Source organism: Azospirillum brasilense (genome assembly GCF_007827815.1).
Lineage (GTDB): Bacteria > Pseudomonadota > Alphaproteobacteria > Azospirillales > Azospirillaceae > Azospirillum > Azospirillum brasilense_C.
The window spans coordinates 655,232-673,991 of the sequence record NZ_VITH01000001.1 but is presented as its reverse complement, the minus strand read 5'-3'; the positions used below and the strand labels follow the sequence as shown (position 1 = coordinate 673,991).

At 69.3% G+C, this 18,760-nt stretch carries 13 protein-coding genes and 2 tRNA genes; 1 reads left to right on the top strand and 14 read right to left on the bottom strand.

The genetic code is table 11. From position 1 onward, the window contains the following. Positions 1-24: 24 nt before the first annotated feature. The 11 genes from FBZ83_RS03115 to fliF form a co-directional block, all read right to left on the bottom strand. Positions 25-1,548, bottom strand: coding sequence for a sensor domain-containing diguanylate cyclase (locus FBZ83_RS03115; RefSeq protein ID WP_211101614.1), 1,524 nt, complete (start codon positions 1,546-1,548; stop codon positions 25-27). A gap of 227 nt (positions 1,549-1,775) precedes the next feature. After that, entirely contained in the window at positions 1,776-2,138 is a 363-nt protein-coding gene (locus FBZ83_RS03110) for a hypothetical protein (RefSeq protein WP_145681016.1), read from the bottom strand. A gap of 14 nt (positions 2,139-2,152) precedes the next feature. Then, positions 2,153-4,228 carry a hypothetical protein gene (locus FBZ83_RS03105; protein WP_247888114.1) on the bottom strand — a complete coding sequence of 692 codons (2,076 nt, stop codon included), beginning with the start codon at positions 4,226-4,228 and terminating at the stop codon, positions 2,153-2,155. 7 nt (positions 4,229-4,235) lie between these two features. Then, on the bottom strand, positions 4,236-5,030 hold the full coding sequence (locus FBZ83_RS03100) for a MinD/ParA family protein (protein WP_014198325.1): 795 nt from the start codon (positions 5,028-5,030) through the stop codon (positions 4,236-4,238). Beyond that, positions 5,027-6,088 carry a GTPase gene (locus FBZ83_RS03095; RefSeq protein ID WP_014198326.1) on the bottom strand — a complete coding sequence of 354 codons (1,062 nt, stop codon included), beginning with the start codon at positions 6,086-6,088 and terminating at the stop codon, positions 5,027-5,029. The genes FBZ83_RS03100 and FBZ83_RS03095 overlap by 4 nt, the downstream gene beginning before the upstream one ends. A 43-nt stretch (positions 6,089-6,131) precedes the next feature. Next, entirely contained in the window at positions 6,132-8,294 is a 2,163-nt protein-coding gene (gene flhA, locus FBZ83_RS03090; RefSeq protein ID WP_145681015.1) for a flagellar biosynthesis protein FlhA, read from the bottom strand. Positions 8,295-8,329: 35 nt separating this feature from the next. Then, positions 8,330-9,868, bottom strand: a complete 1,539-nt coding sequence (locus tag FBZ83_RS03085; RefSeq protein WP_145681014.1) for a sigma-54-dependent transcriptional regulator — start codon at positions 9,866-9,868, stop codon at positions 8,330-8,332. Position 9,869: 1 nt separating this feature from the next. After that, the gene (locus tag FBZ83_RS03080; RefSeq protein WP_145681013.1) at positions 9,870-10,736 is read right to left on the bottom strand and encodes a motility protein A; all 867 of its coding nucleotides are present in this window, start codon (positions 10,734-10,736) and stop codon (positions 9,870-9,872) included. After that, a complete protein-coding gene (gene fliN, locus FBZ83_RS03075; protein WP_014198330.1) occupies positions 10,733-11,062 on the bottom strand; it encodes a flagellar motor switch protein FliN in 330 nt (109 codons plus the stop codon). The genes FBZ83_RS03080 and fliN overlap by 4 nt, the downstream gene beginning before the upstream one ends. Before the next feature lie 63 nt (positions 11,063-11,125). Continuing rightward, positions 11,126-11,896, bottom strand: a complete 771-nt coding sequence (locus tag FBZ83_RS03070; protein ID WP_145681012.1) for a FliH/SctL family protein — start codon at positions 11,894-11,896, stop codon at positions 11,126-11,128. Between the two features lie 4 nt (positions 11,897-11,900). Next, positions 11,901-13,565, bottom strand: a complete 1,665-nt coding sequence (gene fliF / locus FBZ83_RS03065) for a flagellar basal-body MS-ring/collar protein FliF (protein WP_014198332.1) — start codon at positions 13,563-13,565, stop codon at positions 11,901-11,903. A 539-nt stretch (positions 13,566-14,104) separates the two neighbouring features. Between fliF and FBZ83_RS03060 the strand changes: the two genes are divergently transcribed. Further along, positions 14,105-14,629 carry a helix-turn-helix domain-containing protein gene (locus tag FBZ83_RS03060; RefSeq protein ID WP_186465953.1) on the top strand — a complete coding sequence of 175 codons (525 nt, stop codon included), beginning with the start codon at positions 14,105-14,107 and terminating at the stop codon, positions 14,627-14,629. 260 nt (positions 14,630-14,889) lie between these two features. Here the strand turns inward: FBZ83_RS03060 and FBZ83_RS03055 are convergent. The 3 genes from FBZ83_RS03055 to FBZ83_RS03045 all read right to left on the bottom strand — a co-directional run bounded on the left by FBZ83_RS03055 (position 14,890) and on the right by FBZ83_RS03045 (position 18,339). Beyond that, a tRNA-Ala gene (locus FBZ83_RS03055) sits at positions 14,890-14,965 on the bottom strand. A gap of 29 nt (positions 14,966-14,994) precedes the next feature. Then, a tRNA-Leu gene (locus FBZ83_RS03050) sits at positions 14,995-15,081 on the bottom strand. A gap of 309 nt (positions 15,082-15,390) precedes the next feature. Further along, on the bottom strand, positions 15,391-18,339 hold the full coding sequence (locus FBZ83_RS03045) for a hybrid sensor histidine kinase/response regulator (RefSeq protein ID WP_247888113.1): 2,949 nt from the start codon (positions 18,337-18,339) through the stop codon (positions 15,391-15,393). Between the last annotated feature and the right edge of the window lie 421 nt (positions 18,340-18,760).

The following is an 18,760-nucleotide window of genomic DNA, read 5'->3' as shown; positions in this document are numbered from 1 at the left end:
GCCGGGCCAATCCGACAGGCCTGCTCAGATCGACTCGGCCTTATTGTCGGAAAGCTCCGAATAGGTGACCGCGCGGCCGCGGCCGGCGCGTTTGGCGGCGTACAGCGCCTGATCGGCGTTCTGGAGAGCCACGACGAGATCCTCCGTGTCCGATGGCCAAAGCGCGATGCCGATGCTGCACCCGATCCGGACGTCCAGGTCATCGACCAGGATCGGGGCGGACACGCTGTCGATGATCCGTCGGGCGACGTCCCGGATGTAACGCTCCGGCTGGCCGTCCGCCAGGGACAGCAGAACGGCGAACTCGTCGCCGCCGAGGCGGCCGGCGAAATCCCCATGGCGCACGCAGCGCGACAGCCGGGCACCGATCTCCTTCAATGCGGCGTCGCCGGTGTGGTGTCCGTGCTGGTCGTTGACCGGTTTGAACCCGTCGAGGTCGATGTAGAGGATGGCGATCGCGGTCTGCTCCTCCGCCGGCTGCTCCTGAAGGCGCTCCACATGCGCTTCGAAGGAGCGTCGGTTGGCGAGCCCGGTCAGGCGATCCTCGAACGCGATGGCGGTCAGCGTCCGTCCCATTGTCCGCATCGCCTGGGCGACCTGGCTGAACTCGGACGGATGAGTTGGAGCGGGCGTGCAGGGGGCGTGAGGATCGAAGAGGTCCGACGAGAGAAACGCCGCCGACGCCTTGAGGTCGCGCAGGCCGCGCAGGATCATCACGTCCATCAGCACCCAGACCCCTCCGACGATGAGGAGCACCACGCCGACCATGACACCGGTTCCCACCAGCAGGTTCCGGTCGGCCGCGGCCAGGATGTCGTCGCGGGCGACGGCGACGACGATCTTGGCGCCGGTGTCCGCCAGGGTCGCGAAGCCGCTGATCCGGGGCACGCCGTCCAGGCCGCCGCCCTCGATGATGCCCGCGTCGTCCTCAAGGAATCTGCGGACCGTCGGGTGGTCGCCCATGGAGTGCCCGACGAGGCCTTGCGGGTCCGGCACGCGGGCGAGGATCGTCCCCTGGGAGTCGAACAGCGACACGGTCCCGCCGGACTCGCGGGCGATCTCGGCGGACAGCTCGGCAAGCCAGCTCAGATCCACACCGGCCACCAGCACGCGGCTGACCGACCCGCCGGCGCCGAGAATCGGCAGGGCGGCGACCACGCGGGGCTGCTTGCTGTTCTGGCCGATCAGGAAGTTGCTGACCGTGAATCGGCGCGCCGCCACCGCCTCTTTGAAGTAGTCGCGCTGGCCGAGGTTCACGGGCCGATTGTCGCTGCTGTTGCACAGCAGCTTTCCATCGGGATCGAACACACCGAAACCGGAGGCCCAGGGATACAGGTCGGTCGTTTGCTTCAACAGGGTGGTGCAGCGTCCGGGGATCGCTTCCCGGATGTCGGGAACGAGGGTGAGAAGCTGGAGGACGCTGCGGACCTGCTGCACGATCTGCGTCTGCTGCAGCGCCCCGCGGTGGGCCAGCAGGCGGGTGCCCTCGCGTGCCCGTTCGATGTCCTGGCTGCGCTCTTGAAGAAGAAGAACGAGAACCAGAACCACCAGTGGAAGAAGGGCGAGCAGAATGAAGGCTTCGAGGCGTGCGCGAAGCCCAACGCGCGCCCAGAGGGTTTGGGCGCGTCTCAATATTCGTGTACGTTTCAACGGACTCATCCACGCACCGACCGACCCGCTTTATTCGCATGCGGGTTGAGGAAATCAAGCGATCAACGCCGTGGATCGGCGCGGTGCAGCCATGCCGTCCGGATGATGGCGACGGGAACGGGAAATCAGACGCGCCGCATCCGGGAGAACAGATGCGGGTTGTCCCAGCCGGGTTGGCGGTCCTCGATGACCACGCGGTGGGGGACGGGCAGGCTCCGCTCCACCGTGATCTCCACCCAGCGGGGGATCAATTCGTTGTTGAGGTCGTCGAGCACGGCGACGGCCAGCGCCTCCGGACCGGCCGCCGCCGCAGTGTCGAACAGGGCGCCGAGATAGGCGGCGACACCGTCCGGCGTGCCCACCGCGCGGTCGGGCACGTAGCGCAGGGTCAGGCGGATGCCGGGCGCCGGTTCCCCGTGCAACTCCACCAGATAGTCGTGGCGGGCGTCCGGGTTGGCGGCGGTGGTCAAAAATTCGCGGCGGTGCATGGCGTCCGGGCTCGTCAGGCGGTGTAGCTGCTGCCGCCGGCCCCGACGCGGGTCAGCTTGACCCAGCATTTGGCGCCGGACTGGAAGGACAGGCCGCCGATGTAGCCGACGGCACGGATGCTGTCCGCGAAAATCTGGATCAGGTCCAAGCGGATCTCCGGCGCCAGCGGGGTGTGGCTGCGCAGGATCAGGTCGAACCGGTTGGGCTGCACCAGCCCGTCGAGCTGCATCGGGCCGAGACGGCTGAGATCGAGGTCGAGCAGGAAGCGGCTGCCCTTGTCGCCGGCCTTGCGGCCCGTTTTCCCATCCTCGTCGGGCTGGATGGGGTGGATGTGCAGCTTCATGGGCAGCAGCCCATTGGCGTCCATCATCGGCAGGGTGTAGGGGCGCCAGTCGCCGGGCAGGGGATCGCCCGCCTGCTGCTGGAGGCTGCGGAACTCGCGCTCCAGCTGGGACAGCAGGCTTCCCTGGCCGGATTTCTCCAGGGCGGAGGCGGCGTCCTCGCCCAGCCAGCCGCGGGCGTCGCCGCCGCGGATCGCCGACAGGAAGAAGCTGATCGCCGCGCCCAGCTTGCGGTTTGGCTGCGGCATCACCGTGCCGATCAGCGCCTGCGCGGCGGAGCGGTCCACCCCGGCCAGGGCGGTCAGAAGTTGGCGCATGGCCGGCCAGTCCCGTTCGCTCAACGGGCCCGGCTCCGCGGCGAGCGGGGACGGTGCGGTCTGGAGCGCCTTGGCCGGATCGGTCAGCATGGCGGTGACGGCGCTGCCCTGCGGCAGGCTCGCCTGGACGTTCAGCGCCAGCATGCCCTGGGGTGTGGCGAGGATCGGCTGGCCCTGCGGCGTGCTGCCGGCCACCGTGCCCTTCAGCACCGGCCCGTCGGGGGACTCCGGAGACGCCGGGGCGGACCCGGGGTGCGCGCCGGGCATGGTCGGCGTCGCGGCCGCTGCCGCCGCCGCGGTGCGTGGCGGGGCGGGGAGCGGCTGCGGCGCTGCCAGCGGCGGGGACGCCGGGTGAGGCGGTGCGCCGTCCTTGCGCGGCGGGGCGCCGGGATTCTGATCATCCGGCGGGAGGGAAGCGTCGTCGGGCGGAGCGGCCGGCGGCTGGTCCGGTGGCGGGGTGACGGTCAGGATCTTCAGAGCGACGGTGCCGCCCTGGGTCAGCATGGGGTCCGTGGCGGGTTTCACGAGGGCCGGCTTCGCGGAAGACGCCGGCTCTCCGAGGTCGCCGCCGGGATGCGCCGCGTCACCGCCGAGTTCCACCGTGGCGTCGAGCATCGGCTTGCCGGGAGGCGGCGCCGTCGCTCCCGCCGGAGCGGGTGAAGGCGGCGCCTGCGGAGGAGCGGAAGTGGCGATGGGCTGGCTGGCCGGCGCCGGGGGCGCGCCGGAGGCGCCGTCCGTGACGGGGGGCGGGGCCGGTGTGGCCGGTGTGGCGGCCGGCTGGCCGGGAAGGGCCGGGGCCATGCCGGGGGGAGCCGGAGGCTTGGGCGCCGCGGCGATGACCAGCGCCGGCACGATGGTGCCCGGCAGCAGCAGGGGAAGCGGCTGGCCGGCCGGTCCTGTTGTCGCTGTGGTGGACGCCGGGTTGGGCAGGATCACCAACGGAGTCGCCGAGCCCTGAGGCCGTGCCGCGCCGGTCTGGCCGGGGATGATCGGCGCCGGTCCGCTCGTTGTCGGCGTGGTCGGGACGTTCGGCAATGTGGTTGGTGCCGTGGCCGGGGTGCCCTGGGTCAGCACCAGCACCTTCGCCGCGAGGCTCTGGGTGGGGGACGCCGCGGCGGGATCGGCCGATGCGGCCTGCTCCAGCAGCACCTGCGCCGGGGTGATCTGGAGCGTCACCGGCCTGTCGGCGGGCAGCGGCGTCGGGGTCTGCACGAGCAGCTCGCCGGCCTGGGTGCGCACGCGGGCCAAGCCCTCCGGCGTGGTCCCGACGACGGTGCCGGTCAGCACCACCGGGCGGGCGATGTCCTGCAGGCGCTCGGGCAGGGCCTTGACCGTGCCCTCGGCGACCGCCACCGGGGCGGGCGCGGGGGTGGCCGCCGCCGCGGGGGTGGCGGGCGTTCCGACGACCGGGGGTGGAAGGGCGCCCCCCATCCCGGACTTACTGGCCGTTCAGAAGCCGCTGGGCGATGGCCAGCACGTCCCGCGCCGCGTCGGAGCTGGGGGAGCGGGTCAGCAGCGGCGACTGGTTGCGGATGGCGTCGCGCACCTTCAGGTCGCGGCGGATGATGCCGGCCAGGGCGGGCTTGTATTTCAGGAAGTTCTGGCAGGCCTTCAGGATGGTGCCGTAGGTGCGCTCGCCGTCCTTCACGCTCTGCGCCATGTTGACCACGACGCGCAGGTCGGCGGTGGGGTTGGTGGCGTGGGTCAGCTTGATGAAGGCGTAGGCATCGGTCAGCGAGGTCGGCTCGTCCGTCGTCACCACCAGCGTCGTCCCGGCCGGGCCGGACAGGGTGCGCACCGTGCGGTCGACGCCGGCGCCCATGTCCATGATGACGCAGTCGTAGCGCCGGGCCAGCTCCATCAGGTCGTTGCGCAGGCCGGACAGGCGCTGGCTCGGCAGCTGGGCGAGCGTGCCGGAGCCGGAGCGGCCGGCGATGATGTCGAAGCCGCCCTCGGTGTAGCGCTGGGCCGCGCGGCCCAGCGTCACGTCGCCGTTGATGACCGCGCCGAGATCGTTCTTCGGCTGGAAGCCGAGCTGGATGTCGACGTTGGCGAGGCCGAGGTCGCCGTCGAACAGCAGCGAGTTCTTGCCCATCTTGGTCAGCGCGTGGGCGAGCGTGATCGAGAACCACGTCTTGCCGACGCCGCCCTTTCCACTGGCCACGGCGATGACGTTGGCACCGCGCAGCGGGTGAACGTTCTTGAGGGCGGCCGGAAACACCGGATCGGTCATGGGATGGTCCTCGACGAAGAACGAACGGCTTTGGTCTTGGCAGGGGCCGCCGGCTTGGGCCGGTTGCGCGCCGCCTTGTCCTCGGCGGGCATCATCAGGCGGGCGAAGGCCACCGGGTTCAGCGGTGTCAGTCCTTCGGCCACTTTGGAGGAAACGCTGGCGTTGCAGAAGGCCATGCGCGAACGGTGCGCGGTGCCGAGCAGGCTGCCCAGCCGCCGCGCCATGTCGAGCCGGGTGATCAGCATCCGCCGCACGCCCAGCGCCTTGAAGGACTGGGCGATGTCGGCGGCTTCCATGGCGTCCAGCCCGGCGGGGAGCACGAGGATCGGCTCGGCCACCCCGGCGGACAGCAGGGCCTTGAGGTCGGCCATGTCTTCCCGGTTGTAGGGGTTGCGCCCGGCGGTATCCACCAGGACGACATCGGCGCCGCGGCTGACCTCGAACGCGCCCGCGAGCGCGTCGGGGTCCTCCACCGTCGCCAGTTTGATTTTCATCAGACGCGTGAAGGCGGCCAACTGTTCCATGCCGCCGGCGCGAACCGTGTCGGTGGTGATCACGCCGACCGAGCGTTTGCGGAACACCGCTTGGGCGGCCAGCTTGGCGACGATCAGCGTCTTGCCGCTGCCCGGCGGTCCGACCAGGATCAGCGGCTTGTTGCCGCCGCGCCGGTCCTGCAGCGGGCTGAAGGTGAACATGGAGTCGAGGGCGGCGCCCAGCGCCAGCGCGGGGTCGTCGGTGTCCAGACCGGCGGCGGCGTCGATCAACTGCTCGGCCAGCGCGGCGGGAACGCCGTGGCGGTGCAGCACGTCGGCCACCACCTCGCCCACGTCGATCTCCGGCTCCTCCTCGACCACCACCACGGGGCGGGCGGTCCGGGTCGGCTGGGCCGTGCGCGCCTGCGCCATCAGCAGATCGTCGTCCTCCACCGCCGCGGTCACGCGAACGCCGCCGCCGTCCTCCTCGCGCGTGGCGACGATGATGGCATCGTCGCCCAGCGTCTGGCGGACCATGCGCATGGCTTCGGACATGGACTTGGCGTGGAACGACTTCAGCCGCATCGGCCCGCTCCCCGCCTGTCACACTGGTTCGTCATGGCCTGCATCAGATCTGCCCCAGGGTCTTGATCCGCGCCTTGGGGTGAATCTCGTTCTGCGACATCACCACGGTGGCCGGCCGGAACCGCTCGACGATCGAGCGGACGAAGGGACGGATCAGGGGGCTGGTCAACAGGACGGGGGTCTCGCCCATCATGGCGTGTCGCTCGAAGGTTTGGCGGACCGAAGTGATGAATTGCTGAAGCCGGCTCGGCGCCATCGTCAGTTGCCGGTCGTCGCCATCGCCCACCAGCGATTCCGCGAACCCCTGTTCCCACTCGGGGGACAGGGTGACGAGCGGGATCACTCCCATCTCGTTGATGTTCGCGTCGCAGATCTGCCGCGCCAGGCGCGTGCGCACATGCTCGGTGATCTGCGTGATGCTGCGGGTTTGGCTTGCCGCTTCGGACACGCCCTCCAGAATGGTCGCAAGATCGCGTACCGACACCCGTTCTGCAAGCAGGTTCTGCAACACCCGTTGCAATCCGCCCACAGTGATCTGCGCCGGCACCACGTCGGCGATCAGCTTCTGGTGCTCCTTGTCCAGCTCGTCCAGCAGCTTCTGCGTCTCGGTGAAGGACAGCAGCTCCGGCATGTTGTCCTTGATGAGTTCCGTCAGATGCGTGGTGATGACCGTGGACGGATCGACCACCGTGTAGCCCTTGAACAGCGCCTCCTCGCGGTAGCCCGGCTCGATCCAGATGGCCGGCAGGCCGAAGGTCGGCTCCACCGTCTGCTCGCCGGGCAGGCTCATCGCCTCGCCGCGCGGGTCCATGACCAGCAGCATGTTCGGGCGGATGTCGCCGCGCCCCGCCTCGATCTCCTTGACGCGGATGATGTAGGCGTTGGGCGGAAGCTGGAGGTTGTCCTGGATGCGCACGGCGGGCATGACGAACCCGACCTCGCCGGCGATCTGGCGGCGCAGCCCCTTGATCTGGTCGGTCAGCCGGTGGCTGCCCGCCTGCGGCTGGTTGATCAGCGACAGCAGGCCGTAGCCCAGCTCCAGCCGGATCAGGTCGATGGCCAGCGCCGTGGCGATCGGCTCGTCGGCCACCGGGGCGGCCCCGCCGCCCGGCCCGCCCATGCCCGCGGCCTCGGCGGCAGCGGCGGCGGCCTCCTCCGCCTCCTTCTTGGCGCGCATCTTCGGCAGATACCACGCGGCGGCCCCGACGACGGCGATCACCGGCAGGAAGGGCAGCACCGGCATGCCCGGCATCAGGGCCAGCAGCGTCATCGCGCCCGCCGACAGGCCGAGCGCGCTGACATGGTTGGTGAGCTGGCCGACCACCGCCTTGTCGGTGGAGCCGCCGGTGCCGGCCTTCGACACCAGGAAGCCGGCGGAGATGGAGATGACCAGCGCCGGGATCTGCGAGACGAGGCCGTCGCCGATGGTCAGCTTGGTGAAGGTGTCCAGCGCCTGCAGGATCGGCATGTCGTAGCGCAGGACCGCCAGCGACACGCCGCCGATGATGTTGATGAACATGATCATCAGGCCGGCGACGGCGTCGCCCTTCACGAACTTCGACGCACCGTCCATGGAGCCGAAGAAGGCGCTTTCGTCCTCCAGCTCCTTGCGCTTGGCGCGGGCGGTGGTCTCGTCGATCATGCCGGCGGACAGGTCGGCGTCGATGGCCATCTGCTTGCCGGGCATGGCGTCCAGGGTGAAGCGCGCCGCCACTTCGGCGATGCGGCCCGAACCGGCGGTGATGACCTTGAAGTTCACGATCGTCAAAATCGCGTAGACGATCACGCCGATGATGAAGTCGCCGCCCATGACGAAGCCGGCGAAGGCCTCGATCACATGGCCCGCCGCGGAGGTTCCCTCGTGGCCCTGCGTCAGGATCAGGCGGGTGGAGGCCATGTTCAGAGACAGGCGCAAAAGCGTGGTGATGAGCAGGATCGTCGGATAGGCCGACAGCTCCAGCGGCTTTTCGATGAACAGCACCACCATCAGGATCAGGACCGAGATGGTGACGTTGAGCCCGAGCATCACGTCGAGCAGCATCGGGGGCAGAGGCAGGATCAGCCCGACGACGATCAGCATGATGCCGGCCGCCATCACGATGTCGCCGCGCTTCAGCGCGCTCTTCGCGACGGCCGCCATGTCGGTCAGCGCGGACATGTTGCCGCCGCCCGCGCGTGCCCCCGGATTGTGTTCGGTCAATGCCATGCCGCCGCTCCTCCGCCTTTCCCCCGATCAGCGGATCAGTAGGCCGCCCGTTCCTCGGTCCCCGGCGGCGGCACCGGCACGCCCTCCTCGCTGTACTGCTTCAGCTTGTTGCGCAGCGTGCGGATCGAGATGCCCAGGATGTTCGCCGCGTGGGTGCGGTTGCCCAGGCAGTGCGACAGCGTGCCGATGATCAGGTCGCGCTCGACCTCCGCCACGGTGCGCCCGACGAGGCCCTGGACGGCCGGGGCGCCGGACGCCGCTCCGGCGTTGCCATAGGACGACGCCCCGGCGTTGCCGTAGGCCGCCGCTCCCGCGGCGTGGCCCTGCGGCGGCGCGTAGGAGGTCGGGTAGCCGGGGGCCGGCTGCCCATAGCCGCGCGGCGCCTGGGGCACCGTGCCGCCCGGCCCGGCGAAGGGGTTGGCGACCGGCGAGTTGGTCGGGATCGACGCCTGCGCCGACCCTTCCGGGGCGAGCAGCTGGCTGGTCAGCATGATCGCGTCCGGTCCGACCGTCTCCGACTTGGAGAGCAGGACGGCGCGGTGCATGGTGTTTTCCAGCTCGCGCACGTTGCCGCGCCAGTGGTGGGCGCGCAGCATCAGCAGCGCGTCGTCCGACAGCCGCTTCTCGCCCAGCCCGTTGGCCTGCGCGTATTTCTTCAGGAAATGGTCGGCGATCAGCGGGATGTCGGCCGGCCGTTCGCGCAGGGACGGGATGGCGACGCTGAACACGTTCAGCCGGAAATAGAGATCCTCGCGGAAGTTGCCGGCGCGGACCTCGTTCTCCAGGTTGCGGTTGGAGGTGGCGACCAGACGGACGTTGACCTTCACCGGCTGGGACGAGCCGATGCGGTCGATCTCCTTCTCCTGGATGGCGCGCAGCAGCTTGGCCTGGAGCCGCGGGTGCATCTCCGACAGCTCGTCGAGCAGCAGGGTGCCGCCGTTGGCCTCCTCGAAGCGGCCCAGCCGGCGGGCGACGGCGCCGGTGAAGGCGCCCTTCTCATGGCCGAACAGCTCCGATTCCAGAAGGTTCTCCGGGATGGCCGCGCAGTTCACCGCGACGAAGGGCGCGTCGGAGCGCCGGCTCTTGCGGTGGATGTAGCGGGCCATCAGCTCCTTGCCGGTGCCGCTCTCGCCGGTGATGAGGACGGAGGCGTCGCTGGGCGCCACCTGGTCCGCCAGCCGCAGGGTCGCCAGCATGGCCGGGTCCTGGCAGACGATGGCGTGGCTTTCCTCCGCCACCGCTTCCAGGACGGCGGCGATCAGCTCCGCGTCGGGGGGCAGGGGGATGTATTCCTTGGCGCCGGCGCGGATCGCCTTCACCGCCGCCGCCGCGTCGGTGCCGATGCCGCAGGCCACCACGGGAATGGTGATCCGTTCCGCCTTCAGGCTTTCGATGAAGGTCGCGATGTCGAGTTTGACGTCGATCATCACGAGGTCCGCCCCCGCCGCCGCGCGCAGGGCGTTCAGGGCGCCCTCGATGCTGTCGGTGTGGGACACCTTCGCCCCGCGCTGCATGGCGATCTTGCCAGCGGCGGTGATGTACCCTTCCAACGTTCCAACGATCAGCAGACGCATCTTACGCTCCCCTCGGAGAACCCCGGTCGGAGTCCCGGTCGAAGTACTGAATCCGCTTTCCAGGCGGAAGAACGGCGTTCAGGAGCATCTCCAGACGCCGCGGATTTTCCTGACGCGCGATGGATACCGCGCCGATGGTGTAGAGAGTCTTGACGAGCGCGTCCTCTTCCGCCGTCCGCTCCACCTTGGCGGCCAGCGGGGCCAGCGCGACGTTGCCCAGCACCGCCCCGTAGAAGGTGGTCAGCAGGGCCAGCGCCATGGCCGGGCCGATGCTTGACGGGTCGTTGAGGCTGCCCAGCATCTGGACGAGGCCGACCAGCGTGCCGATCAGCCCCATGGCCGGCGCCACCTCCGACGCCCGGCGCAGCACGCCGGCACTCTTGACCTTGCCGGCGCCCGACGCCTCGACTTCGCCGATCAGCATCCGCTCGATGTCGTCGGGCGGCAGCCCTTCGGCCACCAGCGTGACCGAGCGGTGCAGGAAGGACTCGTGCTTCAGCTCCGGCAGGACGTTGCGCAGCGTCTCCGGCGCCCGCCGCGCCGCCTCGGCGAGCAGCAGCACCTGCCGGGCCACGCCGCGCGGGTCGCTGGTCCGGTGGATCAGCACCGCCCCGGCGTCGCGCCACGCGATGGCCACGTCGGACAGCGAGAAGGAGGCGGTGGTGACCGCCAGCGTGCCGCCCAGCACGATGATGAGCGACGGCGGGTCGACGAAGGCGCGCAGACTGCCGCCCGCCGCCATGGCGACGAAGATGACCACGGCGGCGGCGGCCAGACCGACCAGCGTCGCCATGTCCACCCCGCCGCGCGGCCGGGCCGAACGCCCGCCCCGGCGGGACGATTCGGCGCTGTCTCGTGTGAGGCTCATCCGCGGTCCGACTTGATGATTTCGGTCATGGTGATGCCCAGCCGGTCCTCCACCACGACGACCTCGCCGCGGGCGACCAGACGGTTGTTCACATAGATGTCGATGGCTTCGCCGACCTTGCGGTCCAGCTCCACCACCGCGCCGCGCCCGAGCTTGAGCAGCTGGCTGACCTGCATGGTCGATTTGCCGAGCACGGCGGAGATCTGGACGGGGATGTCGTAGACCGCTTCCAGATCCTTGGCTGGACCCAGGCCGGTCTCATACTCCGCAATGTCGCTGCGGCCGCCGCCGTCCAACTCGTCGAGGGAGAAGCTGTCCTTGGCCATCGAAGTCTCCAGAAGCCCTTAGAACCTTAAAAAATCCTGTGCGCCATCCAACCCGCGGGGATGTCACCCCGGCGGGGCCTCCAGCAGGCCGGCCATCCGCCGTTCGATCTGGGCGAGCAGGCCGGCGGTGTCGCGCTCCACCCCGCCTTCGGCCCATTCGATCCGGCAGCTTCCCGGCGCGAGGCCGGAATCGCCCACCACCATCAGCTTGGCGCCGAAGCCGCGGGCGGCGATCACCTGGTCCAGATGCTCGCGCACCGCGTCCACCATGTCGTCGGCGACGCGCACCACCAGGCGCGGCTCGTCGATCAGGTCGGTCAGGCAGGCGCGCACCAGCCCTTCCACCTCCAGCAGCCCGCCGCGCCGCGCCAGTTCCGGCATCAGCTTGCGCACGATGGCCAGCGCGATGTGCACGGGCTGGTCGGCCCGCTGGGCGCTGGTGGCGTAATGCTCGTTCAGCAGATGCTGCACGCCGTTGCCGACGGTTTCCAGCGCGTTGGCGATCCGCGCCTGCACCGTCGCCTCGATCTCGACGCGGGCCTGCTCGTAGCCATCCTTGCGGCCGGCGTTGTTGCCGTCCACGAAGCCCTTGCCGTAGCCGGTCGACTTGCCGGCGGTCTCGCCCTCCGTGAAGCCGGCGGCGCGGGCGGCGGCCAGATCGGCCTCGCCAAACACCGGCGGCGGCGGCTCGGGCGGCAGCTCCGGTTCCGGTTCGGGCTCCGGTTCCGGCAGGGGGATGTTGTCGAAATAGTCGTCGTCGGCCTGATGCTGGCGGCGCGGCGGCGCGTCCACGTCGAAGGACTCGTCGAACAGGAATTTGCGGACCGAACTCATCGCGTCAGCTCTCCTGATACAACCAGTTGCGCAGGATCGACACCGCTTCCTCCGGGTGCTTCTCCACGATCTCGCCCACCTTGCGCAGCGAGGAGGCGCGGACGCGGCCTTCGACGCGGTTGATGTCGATCATCTGCTCCAGCTCCTCGTCGGCCTGGGCGGCCTCCAGGGCGAGGTCCTGGGCCAGGGCGCCGGTCGGCGCGGCCAGGGCGGCGGGCATGCCGCTCTGGTCGGCCAGCAGGCGGTCCATGTCGTCCTCCTCCTGCTGGTCGGCCTTCTCGAAGGCGCGGGTGATCAGCGGGCGGATGACCAGCAGGATGATGAGGACGGCGACGATGCCCAGCACGACCATCTCGGCGATGCGGAACAGGTCGTCCTTGGTCATGCCGAGGAACAGCTCCTCCGGCTTCTGGACGTCGTCTTCCGGCGACCAGAAGCGCATGTTGATGACTTCCAGCGTGTCGCCGCGCACGGCGTCGAGGCCGACGGCGGAGCGGACGAGCGCCTTGATGCTCTCCAGCTCCTGCTCCGGCCGCGGCTGGTAGGCCGCCGGGTTGCCGTCCCTGGGCAGGCTGTAGGTGCCGTCGACCAGAACCGCGACCGACAGGCGGCGGACCTGTCCGGATTCGCGGACGTGGTTCTTGGTGGTCCGGCTGATCTCGTAGTTGATCGTCTCTTCGCTGCGGTTCTGCTTGTTCTGCGAGATCGGCCCGGCGTTGTTGCCCGACTGCGCGGTCGGCAGGTTCTGGTCCACGGTGACCGGCGACAGCGGGTCGCGGTCGTGGCTCTCGTTCGCCTCCGTCACCGTCTGGGTGGAGCGGACGACCTGGCTTTCCGGATCGAAGATTTCGGATTGCGTGGTGATGCGGTCGAAGTCGAGGTCCGCCGACACCTCCGCCCGCACCTTGCCGTAGCCGACGGTGCGGCCCAGCAGATCCTCGATGATGCGGGCGACGCGGCTCTCGTAGGCGACCTTCTTCTCCTCCGCCGAGGCCAGCATGGCGTCCGCGCTGTCGTTGCCGGTGCCGCGGGCGAGCAGGGTGCCCTTGTCGTCGACGATGGAGATGCGGCTGGGGTCGAGGTTCGGCACGGAGGCGGCGATCAGGTGCTGGATCGCCTGGATGTTCTCGCGCGACAGTTGGGCGCCGGGGCGCAGCTTTATGAAGATGCTGGCCGTCGCCGGATTCTGCTGGCGCGCGAACAGCTCGCGCTTGGGCAGCACCAGATGGACGCGGGCGCTCTGCACGCCGTTCAGCGTCTGCACCGTGCGCGCCATCTCGCCTTCCAGGGCGCGCAGGTGGTTGATGTTCTGCATGAAGCTGGTGGCGCCGAAGCCTTCGCCCTTGTCGAACAGCTCGTAGCCGATGGAGCCGCCCGACGGCAGGCCGGCCGCGGCCATCCGCATGCGGGTCGGTCCCACCTGCTCGGCGGCGACCATGATCTTCGTGCCGGTCTTGTCCACCGTGAAGGGGACTTTCGCCTCCTCCAGCTTCTTGGCGATGGCCGCGGCCTCGGTGGGCTGGAGTTCGGCGTAGAGAAGCTCCATCTCCGGGGTGGAGAGGCGCGTCATCAGGTAAACGAAGAATCCGATCAGGAGCAGGCCGACGCCGCCGATGGCGGCCAGGCGCGCGGGACCCAGGTTGCGCAATGTCTGCAGAAGGTTGTTCACGCGCTAGTCCCCGATCGGATGCCCCGGTGATCTCCGGGAAGTTCTTGATTTCGCAGACGCAGAATAGGGAATTTGCAAAAACCGCGCCGGTCCTTGCCTTAAGCGCGCATGCTGGCCTGTCTTGATGAAGAGAGCGTTAATTCATGGGCAGAAATTGCCCAGTGCCCGGCAAAATGTGCCTACCGATGCGCGCCGGCAACGCTCCTTTGCCGACCGGCGGGCGAGAAGCGGAGCGGCCTCTCTCCGTAAAGGCGCGGCGTTGCGATTGTTTCCGAGGCAAGCAATTAAAAATTACCTCGAAAGAAAGAATGATCTGCTTGCATATACCCATTCTCTTTCTAGGGTTTGTTTGGACGTAGGTAGTAAATATCGCAGCGGTGGTTGACTTTGCGACCTCGACGTCATAGCTGAGTTGCAATGGTCGCTTGTCCGATACCAAAAAGATCGTGGCACAAGCACGTCGGAATCTTTCCAACGCAAAACCGAATGTTGCTTCGCGCGACATGGGGCTTTGCCACCGTTGCCGATGGGGGAATGCCGTGAAAAGACGTGGACGTGAGAAGAAGGAAGGCCTCAACGAGGTCGATGTGTTTGTTGGGCAGCGCCTGCGCGAGTTGCGCATGCTCGCCGGTTTGAGTCAGAGCGATGTCGCGTCCGCTCTGGGTCTGACCTTCCAGCAGCTTCAGAAGTACGAACGTGGTTTCAACCGGGTTTCGGCCAGCCGGCTGTTCAAGCTGGCGCAGTTCTTCCGGGTCCCGGTCTCCGTCTTCTTCGAGGGGCTGGAGGAACGCCACGCCGCCCAGGAGGCGGGAACCGTCAGCCCGCAGGCGGAAGAGACCGAAGGCACGCTGCGCTCCCGCGAGGCGTTGATGCTCGCCCGCTATTTCCAGAACATCCGCGATCCGGAGATCCGCGGGGCGATCCGCGAACTGGCCGAGCGCTGCGCCGACCAGGCCGACGGTGCCGGCGACCCGGCTCTTGGCGCGGAGGTCGGGGTTGTCGATCCGCCCGCCGCGCGGGGTCGCCGCGGGCGTGGTGCCGGGCACAGCGTCGGGCAGGCGTGAGGCACGGGCGGGGTGGCCGCGGACTTGGTTCCACGCGGCTTGCCCGCCCGGTTCGAAGGGTAGCCGGTTCAAGGTCTTGACCGGCCCCGCCATCCGCGGCGGGGCGTGGCGGACCGCTTCGCCTTGTCGCCTCAAGCCCCCAGAGAGGCGTCCGGGCGCGCGGGCCGGCGCACCGGGTCCGCGCCGCGGCATCGGATCAGCCGCGGCGCCGGCACCAAAAGGAAAAAGCCAGCAACCCGTCGGGGTTGCTGGCTTCATGATGGTGGAGCCAAGGAGGATCGAACTCCTGACCTCTACAATGCCATTGTAGCGCTCTCCCAGCTGAGCTATGGCCCCACTTATGATCAGACCAACACAAGAAGTGTTGGTGCGCTTGGAGGGACTCGAACCCCCACGGCCTTTCAGCCACTAGGACCTGAACCTAGCGCGTCTACCAATTCCGCCACAAGCGCATCGTCTGCTCTTTGTCCCGCATCCCTTGGGGCGACGCGGGAGCGCTGATATAGCCGTGCCGACGGCGGTGCTCAAGCGAAATCGTTCGGGGCGGTCATTTTTTCGGGGAGGACGTCCGCTCCCTTCGGCGCACCCCGGACACGCCGGACGCTACGACTTTCACCCTTTCGCGCGGGGAGGGGCCCGTCGCTATCTTCAGTCTGCCCCAAGGGCGTGTGCCTCCCTGTTTTGCACCTCAAGAGCCCGCCGTCCGACCGGACGGCGGGCCACTTTCTTTGTCCAGCGGGCTCAACCCGCCGCGGGGCTCCTCACAGCGGAAGACGCTCACCCTCCGCCCCGGTCATGGCCTCCGCCGTCCTCGCCCGCTTCGCCAAGGCGCGGTCCAACGCGCGCCGGAGCTGGCGCGGGGTCACCGGCTTGCGGATCACCTCCAGCCCATGCGCGGCGGCGTCCGTCTCGCATTCCGGACCGGCTTCTCCGGTCAGGATCACCGCGGGCACGTCCCGTCCGGCCATGGCGCGGACCCGCACCACCGCCTCCGTCCCGACCCGCCCCTCGCGCAGGCGGTAATCGACCAGCATCACGTCGGGCATGCGCCCGTCCGCCTCGATCTTCGCCACCGCCTCGTCGGTGGAACCGGCGATCCGCACCTCGTAGCCCCATTCCCGGAACATGTCGCGCAGCCCCAGCAGGACAATGGCGTCGTCGTCCACCAGCAGGGCGCGCGGAGCCTCGCCGCCGCCGGTGAAGGCGGAAGCGATCACGGACGGCGGGGCCGTCTCCGCCGCCGTCTCCACGGGGGCGACCGGCACGGTGACGGCGAAGACGGACCCGCGCTCCGGCTGGGATTTCACCTCCACGGGATGATCGAGGATCGCCGACAGCCGCTGGACGATGGCGAGGCCGAGGCCGAGGCCGCGCGCCCGGTCGCGTTCCGGGTTGTTGAGCTGGTGGAACTCCGCGAAGATCCGGGTCAACTGATCGGGCGGGATGCCGATTCCGGTGTCGCTGACCTCGATCCGCACCCGGCCGCCTTGCGTCCTATTGCCCGATGCCCCGTTGCCCGGTGCGCCATCGCCCTGCATCTGGACGGCGATCTGCACGGCCCCGCGCTCGGTGTACTTGACGGCGTTCTCCAGCAGGTTGCGCACCATCCGGCCAAGCAGGACGCGGTCGCTGAGCACCGTCGCCGCCTGGTCCTGCACGATGCGGAAGGCCAGCCTCTTGCTCTCCAGGATCGGCGCGTAGGAGGCGGCGATCTCGTCCAGCAGATTGTTCAGGGGGAAGGGCTCCACGCGCGGATCGACCGCCCCGGCGTCCAGCCGCGACACGTCCAGCAGGCTGTCCAGCAGCCCCTTCAGCGTGTCCAGGCCGCGCTCCAGCATGTCCAGGCTGCGCTGCCCCTGTTCGTCGCCGACGAAGCGGTGCAGGACGCCGGTGAACAGGAACATGGACTGCATCGGCTGGCGCAGGTCGTGGCTGGCCGCGGCGAGGAACTTCGACTTGGCGCGGTTGGCCTCGTCGGCCTCCTCCTTGGCGCGCTGGAGCGCCAACTCCATCGCCTTGCGCTCCCCGACGTCGCGCAAGGTGCAGATCGCCAGGGTCGTTCGACCGTCGGCACCGCGGACCGGCGTGGCGCTGACCGACAGGGTCATGGCGGTGCCGTCGGGCCGGGTGTAAGGCATGTCCTCCTGCTCCACCGTCTCGCCCATCCGCAAGGCACGGGACAGCGGGCAGCGCCCCTCGCCGAAGCAGGCGCCGCCGTTGCAGGCCCGCGTGCCGTCGCAGCCGCAGCCGGCGGCGGGAGGCGGCGGGCCGCCGAGCAGGCTGAGCGCCGTGTCGTTGACCTTGACGATCCGCCCGCTCGGCGCCTCCGCCACCAGCAGCCCCGAGGGCAGATGGTCCAGAATGGCCGTCAGCAGGCTGCGCTCGGCCTCCAGCTGCCGGGTCAGGAGCGTGCGCTCGTCCTCCAGGCGCCGGCGCTCCGTGGCGTCCCGGAAATAGAGGGCCAGCCCCTTGCGCGAGGGAAAGGCGCGCACGGCGAACCAGACGCCGCTGCGCGGCCCCTGCGTCTCGAACTCCACGGCTTCCCGCCGCTCCATGGCCTCCTGCAGGGTCCGTCCGGACTCCCCGCCCATCAGTTCCGCGAAGGCCTGCCGTCCGTTCCGGCCCACGGCCTTCCCGGACTCGGACAGCAGGGCGCGCGCCCGTTCGTTGACGAAGACCACCCGCCAGGACCGGTCGAGTTCGGCCACGGCGTCCGTCGTGCTCTCCAGAACCGAGGCTTTCTCGACCACCGTCTCCAGCATCCGCTCGCGCACGCGCAGGAACTGCCGCATGCCCCAGGCCGCCCCCAGGCAGGTGAGCAGGAGCGCCCCGCCGAACAGCGCCAGCGACAAGGCCATGGCGTCGCGGACCGGGCGCAACGCCGCATCGCGGTCGATCCCGATGGCGATCATCGATTCGCCGCTGCCGGTCTCCAGGGGGGCGGACACCACCATCCGCTCCACCCCGCCGGTCTCGAAGACGGCGACCGACCGGGTCCCGCGCGCCGCGCGCATGGCCTGGAGCATGGCGGTGGGCAGGGGTTGCCCGATGGCCTCGGGCGCCTCCGGCAGGCGCGCCACCGCATGGCCCTGGCGGTCGGCGATCACCATCTCCATGCCCGGCGGCAGGGGGCGGCGGCCCAGATTCTCCTCCAGCCAGCGGGCGTCGAGAAGCACCGTCACCACGCCGTCCGGCGTGCCGTCCGGCGACGGGTAGGCCAGCCGGAAGGGCAGGATGGGGCGCTGGTTGGGATAGCGCAGCCCATACTCGCCCATCGTCAGGGCGCCGCTGGCCAGCGCGTTCTGGAAGGTGCGGATGCCGCCGAGATCGACGCCCAGCGAGACCGGATCGGTCGCGCACCACACGCGGCCCGTCCGGTCGGCCACCTCCACCGACAGATAGGCGGGGTAGCGGGCGCGCAGCCGGTCCATGGCCTGCTGGCAGGACGGCGGCCCCGCCTGCGGCACGCCCGATTCGACGATCGTGGCGAGCACCTGCCGCGCCTCCGCGGCGATGCGCTGCTGCTCGGCGTCCAGCAGATCGAGGAGGCGCAGGGTGTCGTTGCGCACCTCGTTCTCCCGATCCTGCCGCAGGCTGTGCTGCGTCATGAACTGGAGCGCCGCAAGCGGCACCACGGCGGCCACGATCAAGAGAAACAGACGCAGATAATGGGGCATCGCCAAGGGAATCTGATGAAGGAGGTCGGCCATCCTTGCGCCCGAACGGGGCGAACCGCCGCAAGTGGCAACCGGAACAGGATCGTCGGTGGTGGATGTTCTCCAAACTCCACAGCGCGTTCATGCCACACGGGGGCACAGATGCAACGATTAACGGGCCGGATAACTCCATTTTGATTCCGCCTCGGCCCACCGCCCGGCGGCCATCGGATCACGCGGCCTCACCACCCGATGGACGAGGGCCGCCACAACCGTCGACGCAGTGGTCGTGACTGCGCTTGCCGCTTCTCCCAAAGCAACCGACTCTCGGCCCCGGACATGCGCGTCATGCGTGGCGGTCGCCGCGGACGTAACCCTCCCGAGCAAACCAGGGTCCCGTTCGCAACGAATCATTTTCATGGCGCCGCTCGCATTCCCGTAATATTTCTCAATTGTAATTGGAGCCCCTACCACC